Below are 13,628 nucleotides of genomic sequence, written 5' to 3'. Positions count from 1 at the left end.
TTCCCATGTTTACAGGCATCATCACTGATTTAGGCAAAGTCAAAGCCATTGAAAAATCAGGTGACACACGTTTTGAATTTGAAACCGTTTACGATATGTCCAGCGTGGACATTGGCGCCTCCATCGCCTGTAACGGGGCCTGCATGACCGTTGTGGAAAAAGGCAATAACTGGTTTGCCATCACAGCATCAGCAGAAAGCCTTTCAAAAACGACCATGGGCGACTGGGAAGTTGGCAGCCCGATCAACTTTGAACGCGCGTGTCGCGTTGGCGATGAACTGGGCGGTCACATCGTTTCCGGCCACGTCGATGGCGTTGCAGAAATTGTTTCCATCACCACAGAAGGGGATTCTCATCGTTTTAAGTTCAAATCTCCCCAAGAATTAAAGAATTTCATTGCGCCCAAGGGCTCAGTTACGCTAAACGGCATCTCTCTCACCGTAAATGAGGTTGAAAATGATGTGTTCGGCATCAATGTAATTCCTCATACTATGGAAGTGACCAACCTGGGGGCAGCCAAGGTTGGGGACAAGGTGAATTTGGAAATCGACATGTTGGCGCGATATGTTGCGCGCCTTCTGGAAAAGGACGAGAATTAAAAGTGACTGATTACAGCCAATACCTGTCCAGCATCGAAGAAATTATCGAAGATGCCAAAAACGGGAAAATGTTCATCCTCGTTGACGATGAAGACCGTGAAAATGAAGGCGATCTGATTATCCCCGGTGACAAATGTGATGCCGCTGCCATCAACTTTATGGCAACACATGGCCGTGGCCTGATTTGCCTTGCCATGACAGGGGACCGCATTGATCATCTTGGTCTGCCCTTGATGACAACCCACAATGCGTCACGTCATGAAACCGCTTTCACCATTTCGATTGAAGCCCGTGAAGGCGTCACCACAGGTATTTCTGCCCATGACCGCGCCCTGACGATCCAGACAGCGATTGCTGAAAATGCATCGCGCGCAGATATCGCCACACCTGGCCATATTTTCCCGCTACGTGCACGTGATGGCGGCGTGTTGGTACGTGCTGGTCATACAGAAGCTTCTGTTGATGTGGCCCGTCTGGCCGGCCTGAACCCGTCCGGCGTCATCTGTGAGATTATGAACGATGATGGGTCCATGGCACGCCTGCCTGATCTGGTCGATTACGCCAAGCGTCTGGACCTGAAGATCGCAACCATTGCTGATTTGATCGCATATCGTCGCAAACATGACCGTATCATCGAGAAAAAGACAGAAACCAAGCTCAACAGCCTTTATGGCGGTGAGTTTGACATGCGTGTCTACACAAATAACGTCGAATATGCAGAACACGTTGCCCTGGTAAAAGGCGACATCACAACGGACGAGCCCGTGCTGGTGCGTATGCACGCGCTGAACGTTCTGGACGATGTTCTGGGTGATAACAGCGCAGGTAAAGAAAAAGAACTGCATAACGCCATGCGCCACATCGCTGATGTGGGTCGTGGTGTCATCGTTCTGATCCGTGAACCACAACGTTCCAGCCTGTCTGAACGTGTACAGGCCCATGCCACGGGTAAAAAACCGTCCGGTCAATTGCGCGATTACGGCACAGGTGCCCAAATCCTGCTCGACCTTGGCATCAGCGATATGGTTCTGCTGAGTAATTCCGAACGTAAAAATATTATTGGTCTGGAAGGCTACGGTCTTGCTATTGTAGATCAAAAGCCCATCCCGACATTGGAGAATGAATAATGGAAGCCCCACGTATTTTTGTTGCAGAAGCCCGCTTCTACGATGATATCGCAGATCAGCTTTATGCCTCTGTTGAAAAAGAATTTGAAGGCAAGGGGTATGAACTGAAACGGTTTAAAGTGCCGGGCGTATTTGAATTGGCACCTGCCTTTTCCTATGCCATTCAATCCATGAAAGTGGGTGCAATTGGCTCTCGTTACGCAGGTTTCATCAGCCTTGGCTGTGTGATCCGTGGGGAAACAACGCACTATGACGTGGTGGTCAACGAAACCTCACGTGCCCTGATGGATTTGAGCGTTCAATACAATCTGGCCCATGGATTTGGCATGATTACGGCTGAAAACCGTGAACAAGCCTTGGTTCGCGCGGATCGTGACCAGAAAGACGTTGGCGGTAAAGCCGCACGTGCATGTCTGGACATGATCGAGTTGAAAAAAGAACTTCACCTGTTGCCGAGATAACCTGCCATGAACGATAAAGTAAAACCCAACAAATCCGTAAAACGCAGCTCTGCTCGTCTCGCTGCCGTTCAGGCTCTTTATGAAGTCGAACTGTCCGACAGCGACGTTGATGACGTTCTGATCAATTTCCTGAAGACCCGTTGGGATACCCCGCAGGAAATTGGCGATGAAAGCCAGGAAAGCAGTCCGCTGACAGAACCGGACAAAAACCTGTTCACCGATTTGTTGCGTGGTGTTTATAAACACAAGGACCAGATGGAAGAAATCGTTGCCGGTGGTTTGTCTCAGGAATGGTCAACTGACCGTCTGGAAACCATCGTGCGCATCATACTGATGGCAGGTGTTTACGAACTTTATAACCGCAAAGACGTACCGCCGCGTGTTGTAATCACACAATATGTGGACGTGGCCCATGCCTTCTTTGAAGGACCAGAGCCAGGATTCGTCAACGGTGTGCTGGATCGTCTGGCCAAAACCCTGCGCCCGGGCGATTTTAAGTAAAATTGATCATGCTCGGTGAATTTGAACAGATTTCTCAAATCATGGCTCCTTTAGCTGAAAAAGCTAAGGGAGCTTTCGGTTTAAAAGACGATGCGGCTGTCTTTTCACATGGCACAAATCAGGAAATCGTCGTCACGACCGATACATTGATTGCCGATGTTCATTTCTTTGCCGATGACCCGGCAGAAACCATTGCCCACAAACTATTAGGCGTAAACCTGTCTGACCTCGCTGCAATGGGCGCATCCCCCCTGCATTACACGCTCAATGCCTCTTACCCAAAAGACATCACCGTTGATTGGATCAAAGCCTTTGCAAAAGGGCTCCAGGCAATGCAGGAAAGATATGGCATTGTCTTAATCGGTGGGGACACAACACGCACACCGGGACCTTTAAGCCTGTCTGTCAGCGCTTTTGGCACGGTTTCTACGGGTGAGTCTGTAAGACGCACAACAGCGCGGGCAGGGGACCTCATCTGCGTAAGCGGCACCATTGGCGATGGGGCACTGGGGCTGCTGGTTGCGCAAGATAAGCTCAGTGACGAAACCAGCCATTTGCTCAATCGTTATCAATGCCCACAACCCCGTGTTGATCTGGGCAAGGAACTTTCTGGCTTTGCAACCGCCTGCCTGGATGTCTCTGACGGATTGATCACAGACTTTCGACATATGGATGTGGGTGGGGCAATCACCTGGTCAAAAATCCCGTTATCAGCCCCTGCACAAAAATTGGTTTCAAAGGATTCTTCATTAATTTCAACCATCTTGAACGGTGGAGATGATTATGAACTGCTCTTTGCCATCGATCCGAAAGACGAAACCAGATTGGCTGAAATCAGTGAACGGACAGAGACGGCAATCACTGTAATCGGCAGAATTCAAGACGGTTCGGATATTTCCGTTATCGATGGCGCGGGGCAAAAAATGGACGTTGCCAAAGTCGGTTACCGCCATTTCTAAAGTCTCACGTTGCAAAGCAATTGAACACAACCGATAATACCATTCTGTTTTTTTGAGGGCTCAGGACTAAGTAATAATGAAAAAAGTGGTTATCATCTTTGTGTTACTTCTTGTCGTCATCGGGGCGGCCGTTGGTACACTGTATTTTCTGAAGCTTGGCCCCTTTGAAAGCACAGAAGTCGTCCAGAAAACGGATGATGAACTAGAACTGGAAAGAACCGACAACACGGCTGTAGTCAACGTCAAACCTTTCACCATCCCAATGTTCCAGGGCGAACGGGTGGCAGGCAGCATTCAGGTGCAGTTTGAGATCGAAGTCGAAAAAGGCCAGGAAGAAATCATCAACAAGAAGATGCATCGCCTGGAAGACGCATATCTGCGCGACCTCTATGTCTTTATGCCACGTCTGCTGCGCAATAAGGAAAAGCTGGATATTTTGGCCTTAAAACGCCGTCTGATGCGCATTACGAAAAAGACCTTGGGTGAAGAAGACTCCAAAGTCGTCACAGATATTCTGATCCAGTCAGTTGCAGATAACCCAGGCTGATAAACAGCTTATTCTTTATTGAAACGACCCAGGTTGCCGAAGATTTGTTCAAAGAATGTAATCTCGTTGCCAGCTGTCGGTGTCGTGCGTTCAACAAATGCGATTTTGCGCACTTGCTGGTTATCACGCTGGTCCACCCATTCAACAACACCTTCTTTATTGAATTTCACCTGAACCACTTTACGGTCATGAATTTCAGGTTCAAGGAAGGCGTAATATTCGACCCGTTCGCTGATGTAGTACCAAGATTCGCCGCCAAATGTCGAAAATGTCGACGGTGTACCCAGAATTTCAGCCACATCACGCGCATGGACTTCACCAGCAACAATTTGTGACAGGCTATCGGGGTCCGGCAGGTTGCCACGCGTTGCAAACTGTGACGTACAGGCACTCAGCATCAAGGATGCACCCAGAACAATACCCATAGTTTTTGTGGAACCGAAACGAGACAATTTTAACATCTTAAACCAACAAACCTGATTTTCACTTTGATAAGAGCCCCTACAATATCTTATAAAGCCCGATGATCAAGTTTTATTGAAATGCACTGGCCTCATGATCTTTTCAAAATTATTCAAATCCAAGCCTGCTTTTGCCGAAGAAGTTCAGGCGCTTTACATCAAGATTGTCGAACAATCGCGAAATCCTGTCTTTTACACCGACTTTGAAGTCGCTGATTCCGTGGAAGGGCGAGTGGATATGATCCTGCTTCATGCTTTTGTGGTCATGCGCCGCTTAAAACAGGGTGAAGAACAAACAAAAGAATTTGCCCAATCTCTCTATGACCTGATGTTTGCCGATTTTGACCTGAACCTGCGCGAACTCGGCGTCGGTGATATGGGTCTGGCACGACGCGTCCCGAAAATGGCTGAAGCGTTCTATGGCCGCATCACTGTCTATGAAGACGGTCTCGGCGCAGAAGACGAAGACGTTCAGCTGAAAGAAGCTTTGGACCGCAATCTCTATCGCAAAACACCTGTGAGTGACGAATCGCTTCAGGTTATGGCGCAATATTTACGCCGGGAAGCCAAAAATCTGGAAGAAACAGACATTGCAGCCCTTTTAAAAGGTGAGCTGACCTTTGGTAAACCACCCGCAGGAAAGGCAACATCATGAGCGCGATTGACTTCACCGTTCCTTTTCAGGTCGATAAACTGGGGCCGAACCCAAAGCGTATTCATCTGGACGCCACGGCTGATGAAATAGAAGCCTTGCGCGAACGTTTTGACCTTCAGACCATGAACTTTCTCAAAGGTCAGGTTATGTTACAGCGCCTGCAAGGGAAAAAAATAGAATGCCGCTTTGAAGTCGATACAGAGGTTACCCAACAATGCGTGGTGACCTTTAAGCCTGTCACCACAAGGATTTCACTGGAATTCACGCGCATCTATGATGAGACACTCAAAGGGGATGTGGATGAAAAAGAAGTGGAAATCGACATTGAAGCCACCGAAGAACTTGATCCCATTATCGATGGTGTGATAGACCTCGGCGCGGCTGTGAGTGAGGAGCTGGGGCTGGAAATTGACCCGTTCCCACGTGCCGAAGGGACGGAGTTCAAAGAGTTTGGCGTCGGTCCTGAAATCACGAAGGAAGAGGTCCAGGAGAGTAATCCGTTTTCCGTTCTGGCCGACCTGAAAAATAAAAATCAATAAAGTTTCATAATAGGCTTGCCCTATGTGACACTTTCGTTTAAATAACCGCCTCCCTCGTTATCGAGTTGATTAATTTTAAGAGTACAGAATAATGGCTGTTCCTAAGAAGAAAGTTTCTACATCTCGTCGCAACATGCGTCGTTCACATGACTCCCTCAAGGCGTCTGCTTACAACGAATGCCCTAACTGCGGCGAGCTGAAGCGTCCACACCACGTTTGTTCTGAATGCGGCCACTACGATGGTCGTGAGGTTACCGACGTCGAAGCTGTATAATTTACGCTTCGAAGAAAGGGTTTCCTCTTGTCAAACGAAATGACGCTTGCCATTGACGCCATGGGTGGTGACGACGCCCCCGACATGGTCGTTGAAGGCTTAAGCATCTGTAAAACAAAGCTCCCTGGCACTCGTTTCCTTGTTGTAGGTGATGAGCGTCAGTTGGAGCCTTTGTTGCTTAAGTACCCAAACCTCAAAGGTTCCTGCACGATTGTGCACACAACCGAAGTTGTCACAAATGACGACAAACCGGCTGTTGCGCTGCGTAACCGTCGCAATTCCTCTATGCGCCTGGCCATTAATGCGGTCAAAAAAGGGGATGCTGCCGGGATTGTATCTGCGGGTAACACTGGGGCTTTGATGGCAATGGCGAAATTTGCGCTGCGCACACTGCCGGGCATTGACCGCCCAGCGATCGCAACTTACCTGCCGCACAAAACAGGTGGCAGCGTCATGCTTGACCTGGGTGCAAATGTGGAATGCGACGCGGATAACCTGACACAGTTTGCCGTGATGGGTGAGGTTTACGCCCGCAACGTGCTAGGCTTGCCCAAACCCAAAGTCGGTATCCTCAACATCGGGGAAGAAGACCTGAAGGGTAACGATTCGGTTAAACAGGCCCATTCCATCCTGCGCAAAACGCCACTGGACATTGATTTCTATGGTTTCGTCGAAGGCGATGACATTGGCAAAGGCACGGTAGACGTAATCGTGACTGACGGCTTTACCGGAAATGTCGCGCTTAAGACCATTGAAGGCACAGCCCACCTGATGGGGCACGTCCTTAAAGAAGCACTGACCAGCAGTGTTCTTGGCAAGCTCGGGGCTTTGATTGCCAAGCCTGCGCTGATGAATTTCAAAAATAAAATGGACCCACGCCTATATAATGGCGCTATGTTCTTGGGTTTGAATGGAATTTGCGTTAAAAGCCATGGTGGAACAGACGCACTGGGTTTTGCAAATGCGGTTCAAGTTGCCCATGACCTTGTTTATCATGGCTTCAACGACCTGATCAAAGAAGACCTGGAACGTTTGATGGTGGCCCATAGTGGGCAGGACTCTTAAGGGGTGGCGACATTAAATGGCTTTACGTTCAAAAATTCTCGGATGTGGATCTTATCTTCCTGACAATTGCGTAACCAATGATGAATTGGCAAAAACTGTCGATACATCAGACGACTGGATTGTCGCGCGTACAGGCATCAAACAACGCTATATCGCGCCGAAAGATGAACTGACATCCGATCTGGCGCGCAAAGCTGCCTTAAAAGCCATTGAACATGCCGGTATTGATGCACAGGAAATTGATCTGATCATCCTGGGCACCACCACGCCGGACAACACTTTCCCATCGACGGCAACCAAGGTGCAGGCCCAGCTGGGCATCAACCATGGTTTTGCGATGGACGTACAAGCTGTTTGTTCCGGCTTTATGTATGCATTGGCAACTGCCGATAACTTCCTCAAAGCCGGGCAGGGCAAAACGGCCCTTGTTATTGGCGCAGAAACCTTTACCCGCCTTTTGGACTGGGAAGATCGCACAACATGCGTTCTGTTTGGCGATGGTGCAGGTGCCGTTATTCTGCGCGCAGAAGACGCAACTGACGAATCTGGCGGTATTATTTCCACCCATTTGCATTCAGATGGGCGTCATCAGGACATTTTGATGGTTGATGGCGGACCAAGCCTGACCCAAACCACAGGGCATGTTCACATGGCCGGAAAAGAGGTTTTCCGTCATGCCGTTGTGAACCTTGCTGACGTGGTCAAGGAAGCCCTGGAAGAAAACAATCTGACCTCAGATGACATCGACTGGATCGTTCCACACCAGGCCAACAAGCGTATTTTGGACGGCACTGCAAAAAAACTGAAAATCAGCGCAGATAAAGTGGTTGTGACCGTCGATCAGCATGCAAATACCTCTGCGGCCTCTATTCCGCTGGCTTTGGATGCTGCGGTGCGAGATGGACGGATCAAACGTGGTGATCTTCTGATCCTGGAAGCCATGGGCGGCGGACTGACATGGGGCTCTGCACTCGTTCGCTGGTAAGACCTTTTGTCTGATTAAATGAAACAAGCCAAACCTTTGATATTGACTGAATAATCAGGCTCAGGTACCGTTATTACCTGTTCGTTAATTCAGCTTGCGAGGATCGCCAAATGAATGAGAAAACCATTACACGCGCCCAATTGACCGAGGCTGTTTATCAGGAAGTTGGTTTGTCCCGCAATGAGTCAGCCGACCTGCTTGAATCCGTGCTTGATATGATCGCAGATACCCTTGCTAATGATGAGACTGTTAAAATCTCCTCTTTCGGCAGCTTTTCTGTGCGCAGCAAGGGGGAGCGTATCGGCCGTAACCCAAAAACTGGCGAAGAAGTGCCGATCCTGCCACGCAAGGTCCTGGTCTTCCGCCCTTCACAGGTTTTAAAAGCCCGTATTAACGAAAACAACTGACGATGACAGACAGAAGCGATAAATCTGCTGATGCCTTTCGCACCATCAGCGAAGTGGCAAAAGAACTCGGCCTTGCCACACATGTCTTACGCTTCTGGGAAAGCAAATTCCCACAGATCAAGCCTTTAAAACGGGCAGGGGGGCGGCGTTACTACCGCCCCGACGATGTTGCACTTCTGCGCCGCTTGCAATCTCTCTTGCATGATGAAGGCTACACCATCAAAGGCGTACAAAAGCTCTTTCGTGAAGAAGGCGCACGTAAATTCATTGATGAAGGTAACGCAGCCCCAGCTGAGGCTGAAGACGTAGATGTGCTGGCACCTGCAAGTCCACAAGCCAGCCTGTTTGATCAACCTGCATCGACCGCTGCATCACAGCCTGTAGCGGCACCAACGGTGGATGATGTGTTGAATAACGCCGTAGCGCTTGATGATACGCCGTCAGATACCTACATTAAATACAGCCCGGACCTTCTGCCCGATGCACCGGAACCGGAACCCATTACAGACCCGGCAGCGGACACAGTAGAAGCCCCAGTAACGGTTGTGAAACAAGGTTTAAACGATGATCAGCGCAGCATTTTGGAAGAGGTCTTGAGCGAGCTTAAATCCATAAAAGAACAAATTGATCAGGCGGCATAATTTTTTGCAAACTAACCGTTGCACTAAAAGAAAACCCTCTATATATTCCGCCCACACCTGATCGGGACATAGCGCAGTCTGGTAGCGCACTTCACTGGGGGTGAAGGGGTCGTAGGTTCGAATCCTGTTGTCCCGACCATATATCAAGGGCTTAGCCAATCGGTTGAGCCCTTGATTGATTCTTCAGGAACCACATCACGTTTGTAATAAATTCCAAACAAAATATTCACATTTCATTTTAAATCCATACATATAGTACAGGTTTTCGAAATAAGGGTGTTGAAATGAAAAAAGCGATATATATATCGGCGCTAATGCTTCTGTTTAGCCACCAAGCAAACGCAGATGAAACCAAGGTCATCACCCTGGCCACCGGAGAATTCCCCCCTCATATCTCTGAAAAACTGCCTGAGAAGGGGACTTTCAGCGAAATCGTGACGCGATCTTTCAAAAATGCAGGCTACAAGGTAGAGCTTAAATTCCTCCCTTGGAAACGCGCCTACAATGAAGCCAAGATGGTCAAGGTGGATGGGACCTACAGCTGGACGCCAAAGCCAAAACGTGAAAAGGATTTTGAATTTTCCGACCCGATTTTTGTTCTGGAACGCCGCATCTTTGTGATGAAGGAATCAAGCATTCATGCCGACGAAATTGAAGAGCTAACGGGTTTGCGCCTATGTCGTCCCTTGGCCTACACACTCCATGGTAAATTTGAACAGATGGTTGCCAACCACGAAATTAACCTTGTGCGCCCACCAGATATGGTCACCTGCTTTAAATTTCTGAAAGAAGGCCGCGTTGATTTTATCGAACTGGCGTATGAAGAAGGCATCACGTCTGCACGCAAAGCCATGGGCACCCTCGATCTGGTTCGAACACTTAATTTCCTGCCCGGCCAGAACCCCAACTCCTTGGGCATCTCCCACAGTCACCCCCAAAAAGACGAGCTTATGGCCGCCTTTAACACAGGCTTGCAACAGCTCAGAGACAGCGGTGACTATGATGAAATCGTCAGACGGCACCATTTGATATTCTTGGATACGTTGACGAATTAATTTCCGTTACCTTTTGTTACAAAACCGCACTGCGACAGACATCATCCTGTTACAGCGCGGGTGTTTATTCCCATCAATCTCATTTTTATTATTTCAAGGGACAGATTGATGAAACAACATGTGAAATATTCGTTGGTGACACGAAACCTGCACTTGATTGGTGGCGTGATCTTTATCGCCGCTTTTGGCGTGGGGCTTTATATGGAGGATCTGGAGCGTGGGCCGAAGTTGTTTCAGATGATCTTTATCCATAAAAGCATCGGGCTTGCCGGCTTGATGCTGGTGATCGCCCGTCTTCTGGAATATACCCGCTCCAACGCACCACAAGCACTTGAGAGCCACACAAAACTGGAACAAACACTTTCCAAACTCGTGAAAATCGGGCTGTATGTCATCATGCTGGGCTTTCCCATCACTGGGCTGATGATGTCCTGGTTCAAGGGTTATCCGGCGGCATTTTTCGGCTTGTTTGAAATTGCACCAATGGTGACAAAGGATGAAGCCATCGGCGATGTATTTGGCGCAATCCACCATTATCTGGTACCCGCTACCTTCCTTTTGCTCGGCCTGCATATCGCAGGAGCGTTGAAACATCATGTGATAGACAGGGATGCGACCCTGAAACGGATCAATCCTCTCAATTCCTAAAACATCCTCAAGGCCTCTGACACCCATCCAGAGGCCTTTTTTATTGAGTTCCCGGCCTGGTGATCTATAAAGACCTTGGAACGCACGCAAGATCACCTGACAGGCCCCTTATGAGCAGCAGCACCAAGCTTCACCCCCGCAACAAACATATCCACGGATATGATTTTGCCCGCCTGATCAAAGGCACGCCTGCGCTTAAAAGCTTCACCCGTAAGAACCCATCAGGCCAGACCACCATTGATTTTCAGGATGACAAAGGGGTGCGTACCCTTAATCAGGCGCTGCTGAAAAGCTATTATGGCGTAAGTTTTTGGGAGATCCCCGATAACTTCCTCTGTCCGCCCATTCCGGGTCGCGCAGACTATATTCATTACCTCGCTGACCTTCTGGCCGAAGATAATACCGGAGGAATCCCAATAGGGCGTGAGGTGAGGGTGCTGGATATCGGGACCGGCGCCAACCTGATCTATCCTTTAATCGGACACGCCGAATATGGCTGGCACTTTAGCGGGACAGATATTGACGTACAGGCCATCCAGAATGCCAAGGCCATCTGCAAGCGAAATAAGCTGAACATCAACATCCGCCATCAAACAAACCGCAAGCAGCTGTTTAACGGTATCATTGGCCCCAAAGACCGCTTCCAGCTGACCATGTGTAATCCACCGTTCCATGCCTCTGCCGCCGCAGCACAGAAGGGCACACAGCGGAAATGGAAAAACCTGGGTAAAGGTCCGTCAAAAAAGCTGAACTTCGGCGGGCAGAAAGCCGAGCTTTGGTGCCCGGGTGGCGAGATGAAGTTCATTGCCCGCATGATTGAAGAAAGTGTGTCCTTTAAAGATCAAGTGGGCTGGTTTACATCGCTCGTATCTAAAAAAGAAAACCTTAAACCTTTGGAAAGATTGGTTAAAAAGTCTGGTGCGCGGGAATTTAAAATCGTTGATATGGCCCAAGGGCAAAAGGTCAGCCGCTTTATCGCCTGGACTTTTCAAGAGAAAGAACAGCGAAAGCCACAATAAATCTTTCATATGATCGTGATAAGGTTAAGATAGACCAATCGTAATCAGTAACAGACATGAGGGTAGCGTTATGGGTTCCGGATCAACACGACCAAATACAGCAGACGACAAAATGATTGCCGCGATCGAACGAGGCGACCAACCTGAATTTCAGGACAGCAAGCCCCCAAAGATCAAAGACGACGCACTGATTAAAGCCAAAGAAGAAACGCGCAAGAAAAATCAGGAAAAAAGCCGCAACCTCAAAGCCTTACGCCTGGCTGCTGAAAAAGAACGAAAAGCGCAAGGTAAATAGGTCCCTTGACGCACGATCTGAATTTCTGGCGCAATCTTGCCCTGAACAAGCAAGGTCTTGATGGCCGCGATGCCTTTGGGACAGGCCCGGACGGTGTAGAAACTGCGATCAAGGCTTTGGGCTATATTCAGATCGATACACTCAATGTGATTGAACGTGCCCATCATCATACCTTATGGAATCGCGTTTCTGATTATAAACCTGATCATCTGGATCAATTGCTCGGCCAGCAAAAAATTTTCGAACATTGGCACCACGCGCTCTCTTATCTGCCCATCGATGACTACCGCTTCGCCATACCCTTTATGGAACGCATGCGCGCGGGCAAAACGCCTTATTACAAAACCCGCGATACAAAATTGATGACGTCTCTGATTGAGCGGATCAAGGTGAATGGCCCCTTGCGGCTGCGTGATTTCAAAGAAGACAAAGCCCACAAGCAAAAGAAAAATGCCTGGAACAGCCGACCGGTCAAACGCGCGTTGGAGGTTCTGTTTCTACAAGGCGACCTGATGGTAGCCCGAAGAGAAAAGATGGAACGAGTCTATGATCTGACAGAAAATGTCCTGCCATCCCATATCTCAACACGCAGTCCGACAGAGGCGGAATACGCGGACTATTTAATCAAGACCACCTTGCACGCCAACGGCTTTGCCAGCCTTGATTACATCCTCCATGGTAAATCCACTGCACCCTTGAAGAAAGAGGTCCAGAGGCAATTGGACGAAGCTGTGCGGGCAGGGGAGATTGAACAGCATGACAATATCTATGCCCTGCCAAATATTCTAGAGACTTCATTGCAAGCGAAAGAAGGCAACATCAAAATCCTGTCGCCCTTTGACAACGCCGTCATCAACAGGGACAGAGCACAGAACCTCTTTAACTTTTCCTATCGTCTGGAATGTTATACACCGCAGGCGAAACGCCAGTATGGCTATTTCTGCCTGCCCATCCTGTATGAAAATCAACTGGTCGGACGGGCAGATTGCAAGGCACTGCGCAAAGAGGGTGTTTTGAATGTTCTCAGTATCTATTTTGAAAAAAAGATCACAGACCCGGATAGTTTCTTTGCTGCACTGGCTGAAGAATTACAGCGTTCTGCCCAATTTAACCAGTGCGACACCATCCAGATCGAAAAAGCATCGCCCCATAAATTCAAAACCGTGCTGAAAAAGGCGTTAAAAGCTAATCTTCACAAAAAGTCGCCTTGAACCAGTCATACTGCGATTGCGTGCCTTTCAACTTGTAAGCTTTCAGGCCATCGCGCCCGTGGTTTTGATGGGCGGGCATCAGGACGACGGCTTTCTCTTCATAGGCTTTTGTCCGGATAGCCTTGAAATCCGCATCTTTTGGCAGCTGGACGATAAATGTTTTTCTGGCTTCACCCATC

The 13,628-nt window shown here is 48.8% G+C and carries 20 protein-coding genes and 1 tRNA gene; 19 read left to right on the top strand and 2 right to left on the bottom strand.

All coding sequences use genetic code 11. The features are described from left to right. Positions 1-5: 5 nt before the first annotated feature. The 6 genes from RYZ26_RS03540 (at position 6) to RYZ26_RS03515 (ending at position 4,194) form a co-directional block, all read left to right on the top strand. Complete coding sequence (locus tag RYZ26_RS03540) at positions 6-599, top strand: riboflavin synthase (RefSeq protein ID WP_317681777.1); 594 nt, start codon at positions 6-8, stop codon at positions 597-599. 2 nt (positions 600-601) lie between these two features. Further along, positions 602-1,726: a 3,4-dihydroxy-2-butanone-4-phosphate synthase gene (ribB, locus tag RYZ26_RS03535; protein ID WP_317681776.1), complete on the top strand. Its 1,125-nt coding sequence runs from the start codon at positions 602-604 to the stop codon at positions 1,724-1,726. Further along, positions 1,726-2,187 carry a 6,7-dimethyl-8-ribityllumazine synthase gene (locus RYZ26_RS03530; RefSeq protein WP_317681775.1) on the top strand — a complete coding sequence of 154 codons (462 nt, stop codon included), beginning with the start codon at positions 1,726-1,728 and terminating at the stop codon, positions 2,185-2,187. The genes ribB and RYZ26_RS03530 overlap by 1 nt, the downstream gene beginning before the upstream one ends. A gap of 6 nt (positions 2,188-2,193) precedes the next feature. Then, entirely contained in the window at positions 2,194-2,688 is a 495-nt protein-coding gene (nusB, locus tag RYZ26_RS03525; protein WP_317681774.1) for a transcription antitermination factor NusB, read from the top strand. 8 nt (positions 2,689-2,696) lie between these two features. Continuing rightward, positions 2,697-3,647: a thiamine-phosphate kinase gene (gene thiL / locus RYZ26_RS03520; protein ID WP_317681773.1), complete on the top strand. Its 951-nt coding sequence runs from the start codon at positions 2,697-2,699 to the stop codon at positions 3,645-3,647. Between the two features lie 76 nt (positions 3,648-3,723). After that, the gene (locus RYZ26_RS03515; protein WP_317681772.1) at positions 3,724-4,194 is read left to right on the top strand and encodes a flagellar basal body-associated FliL family protein; all 471 of its coding nucleotides are present in this window, start codon (positions 3,724-3,726) and stop codon (positions 4,192-4,194) included. Between the two features lie 8 nt (positions 4,195-4,202). Here RYZ26_RS03515 and RYZ26_RS03510 read toward each other — a convergent pair whose 3' ends face one another. Beyond that, positions 4,203-4,655, bottom strand: coding sequence for an outer membrane protein assembly factor BamE (locus tag RYZ26_RS03510; protein ID WP_317681771.1), 453 nt, complete (start codon positions 4,653-4,655; stop codon positions 4,203-4,205). Positions 4,656-4,749: 94 nt separating this feature from the next. Here RYZ26_RS03510 and RYZ26_RS03505 point away from each other — a divergent pair, with 94 nt between their 5' ends. The 13 genes from RYZ26_RS03505 to RYZ26_RS03445 all read left to right on the top strand — a co-directional run bounded on the left by RYZ26_RS03505 (position 4,750) and on the right by RYZ26_RS03445 (position 13,449). After that, positions 4,750-5,310, top strand: coding sequence for a ubiquinol-cytochrome C chaperone family protein (locus RYZ26_RS03505; RefSeq protein WP_317681770.1), 561 nt, complete (start codon positions 4,750-4,752; stop codon positions 5,308-5,310). After that, entirely contained in the window at positions 5,307-5,849 is a 543-nt protein-coding gene (locus tag RYZ26_RS03500) for a YceD family protein (RefSeq protein WP_317681769.1), read from the top strand. The genes RYZ26_RS03505 and RYZ26_RS03500 overlap by 4 nt, the downstream gene beginning before the upstream one ends. Before the next feature lie 91 nt (positions 5,850-5,940). After that, positions 5,941-6,123 carry a 50S ribosomal protein L32 gene (rpmF, locus tag RYZ26_RS03495; protein ID WP_317681768.1) on the top strand — a complete coding sequence of 61 codons (183 nt, stop codon included), beginning with the start codon at positions 5,941-5,943 and terminating at the stop codon, positions 6,121-6,123. Positions 6,124-6,150: 27 nt separating this feature from the next. After that, positions 6,151-7,188, top strand: a complete 1,038-nt coding sequence (gene plsX / locus RYZ26_RS03490) for a phosphate acyltransferase PlsX (RefSeq protein ID WP_317681767.1) — start codon at positions 6,151-6,153, stop codon at positions 7,186-7,188. A gap of 16 nt (positions 7,189-7,204) precedes the next feature. After that, positions 7,205-8,173 (top strand): beta-ketoacyl-ACP synthase III, encoded by a 969-nt coding sequence (locus tag RYZ26_RS03485; protein ID WP_317681766.1) that lies wholly within the window; start codon positions 7,205-7,207, stop codon positions 8,171-8,173. Between the two features lie 110 nt (positions 8,174-8,283). Beyond that, the gene (locus tag RYZ26_RS03480) at positions 8,284-8,580 is read left to right on the top strand and encodes an integration host factor subunit alpha (protein WP_317681765.1); all 297 of its coding nucleotides are present in this window, start codon (positions 8,284-8,286) and stop codon (positions 8,578-8,580) included. A gap of 2 nt (positions 8,581-8,582) precedes the next feature. Further along, positions 8,583-9,221 (top strand): MerR family transcriptional regulator, encoded by a 639-nt coding sequence (locus RYZ26_RS03475; protein WP_317681763.1) that lies wholly within the window; start codon positions 8,583-8,585, stop codon positions 9,219-9,221. A 62-nt stretch (positions 9,222-9,283) separates the two neighbouring features. Continuing rightward, positions 9,284-9,360, top strand: a tRNA-Pro gene (locus RYZ26_RS03470). Between the two features lie 145 nt (positions 9,361-9,505). Further along, positions 9,506-10,276 (top strand): substrate-binding periplasmic protein, encoded by a 771-nt coding sequence (locus RYZ26_RS03465; protein WP_317681762.1) that lies wholly within the window; start codon positions 9,506-9,508, stop codon positions 10,274-10,276. 108 nt (positions 10,277-10,384) lie between these two features. Continuing rightward, positions 10,385-10,924 carry a cytochrome b gene (locus RYZ26_RS03460; protein WP_317681760.1) on the top strand — a complete coding sequence of 180 codons (540 nt, stop codon included), beginning with the start codon at positions 10,385-10,387 and terminating at the stop codon, positions 10,922-10,924. 110 nt (positions 10,925-11,034) lie between these two features. Beyond that, positions 11,035-11,943 (top strand): 23S rRNA (adenine(1618)-N(6))-methyltransferase RlmF, encoded by a 909-nt coding sequence (gene rlmF / locus RYZ26_RS03455; RefSeq protein WP_317681759.1) that lies wholly within the window; start codon positions 11,035-11,037, stop codon positions 11,941-11,943. A gap of 70 nt (positions 11,944-12,013) precedes the next feature. Continuing rightward, positions 12,014-12,238, top strand: a complete 225-nt coding sequence (locus RYZ26_RS03450) for a hypothetical protein (RefSeq protein ID WP_317681758.1) — start codon at positions 12,014-12,016, stop codon at positions 12,236-12,238. Between the two features lie 5 nt (positions 12,239-12,243). Next, positions 12,244-13,449 (top strand): winged helix-turn-helix domain-containing protein, encoded by a 1,206-nt coding sequence (locus RYZ26_RS03445; protein WP_317681757.1) that lies wholly within the window; start codon positions 12,244-12,246, stop codon positions 13,447-13,449. Here the strand turns inward: RYZ26_RS03445 and RYZ26_RS03440 are convergent. Continuing rightward, positions 13,424-13,627: a hypothetical protein gene (locus RYZ26_RS03440; protein WP_317681756.1), complete on the bottom strand. Its 204-nt coding sequence runs from the start codon at positions 13,625-13,627 to the stop codon at positions 13,424-13,426. The two genes, RYZ26_RS03445 and RYZ26_RS03440, sit on opposite strands and share 26 nt — an antisense overlap. Position 13,628 lies beyond the last annotated feature (1 nt).

It is taken from the genome of Terasakiella sediminum (assembly GCF_033100395.1).
Classification (GTDB): Bacteria; Pseudomonadota; Alphaproteobacteria; order Rhodospirillales; family Terasakiellaceae; genus Terasakiella.
This window is presented reverse-complemented; position numbering and strand designations above follow the sequence as displayed.

Bases quoted from the DNA above. Each gene is read 5' to 3' on its own strand.
- rpmF (WP_317681768.1), top strand. From the start codon at position 5,941: ATGGCTGTTCCTAAGAAGAAAGTTTCTACATCTCGTCGCAACATGCGT.
- RYZ26_RS03460 (WP_317681760.1), top strand. From the start codon at position 10,385: ATGAAACAACATGTGAAATATTCGTTGGTGACACGAAACCTGCACTTG.
- RYZ26_RS03480 (WP_317681765.1), top strand. From the start codon at position 8,284: ATGAATGAGAAAACCATTACACGCGCCCAATTGACCGAGGCTGTTTAT.
- nusB (WP_317681774.1), top strand. From the start codon at position 2,194: ATGAACGATAAAGTAAAACCCAACAAATCCGTAAAACGCAGCTCTGCT.
- RYZ26_RS03505 (WP_317681770.1), top strand. From the start codon at position 4,750: ATGATCTTTTCAAAATTATTCAAATCCAAGCCTGCTTTTGCCGAAGAA.
- thiL (WP_317681773.1), top strand. From the start codon at position 2,697: ATGCTCGGTGAATTTGAACAGATTTCTCAAATCATGGCTCCTTTAGCT.
- RYZ26_RS03540 (WP_317681777.1), top strand. From the start codon at position 6: ATGTTTACAGGCATCATCACTGATTTAGGCAAAGTCAAAGCCATTGAA.
- RYZ26_RS03515 (WP_317681772.1), top strand. From the start codon at position 3,724: ATGAAAAAAGTGGTTATCATCTTTGTGTTACTTCTTGTCGTCATCGGG.
- RYZ26_RS03510 (WP_317681771.1), bottom strand. From the start codon at position 4,655: ATGTTAAAATTGTCTCGTTTCGGTTCCACAAAAACTATGGGTATTGTT.
- RYZ26_RS03465 (WP_317681762.1), top strand. From the start codon at position 9,506: ATGAAAAAAGCGATATATATATCGGCGCTAATGCTTCTGTTTAGCCAC.
- RYZ26_RS03440 (WP_317681756.1), bottom strand. From the start codon at position 13,627: ATGGGTGAAGCCAGAAAAACATTTATCGTCCAGCTGCCAAAAGATGCG.
- RYZ26_RS03500 (WP_317681769.1), top strand. From the start codon at position 5,307: ATGAGCGCGATTGACTTCACCGTTCCTTTTCAGGTCGATAAACTGGGG.
- rlmF (WP_317681759.1), top strand. From the start codon at position 11,035: ATGAGCAGCAGCACCAAGCTTCACCCCCGCAACAAACATATCCACGGA.
- RYZ26_RS03485 (WP_317681766.1), top strand. From the start codon at position 7,205: ATGGCTTTACGTTCAAAAATTCTCGGATGTGGATCTTATCTTCCTGAC.
- RYZ26_RS03475 (WP_317681763.1), top strand. From the start codon at position 8,583: ATGACAGACAGAAGCGATAAATCTGCTGATGCCTTTCGCACCATCAGC.
- RYZ26_RS03450 (WP_317681758.1), top strand. From the start codon at position 12,014: ATGGGTTCCGGATCAACACGACCAAATACAGCAGACGACAAAATGATT.
- RYZ26_RS03530 (WP_317681775.1), top strand. From the start codon at position 1,726: ATGGAAGCCCCACGTATTTTTGTTGCAGAAGCCCGCTTCTACGATGAT.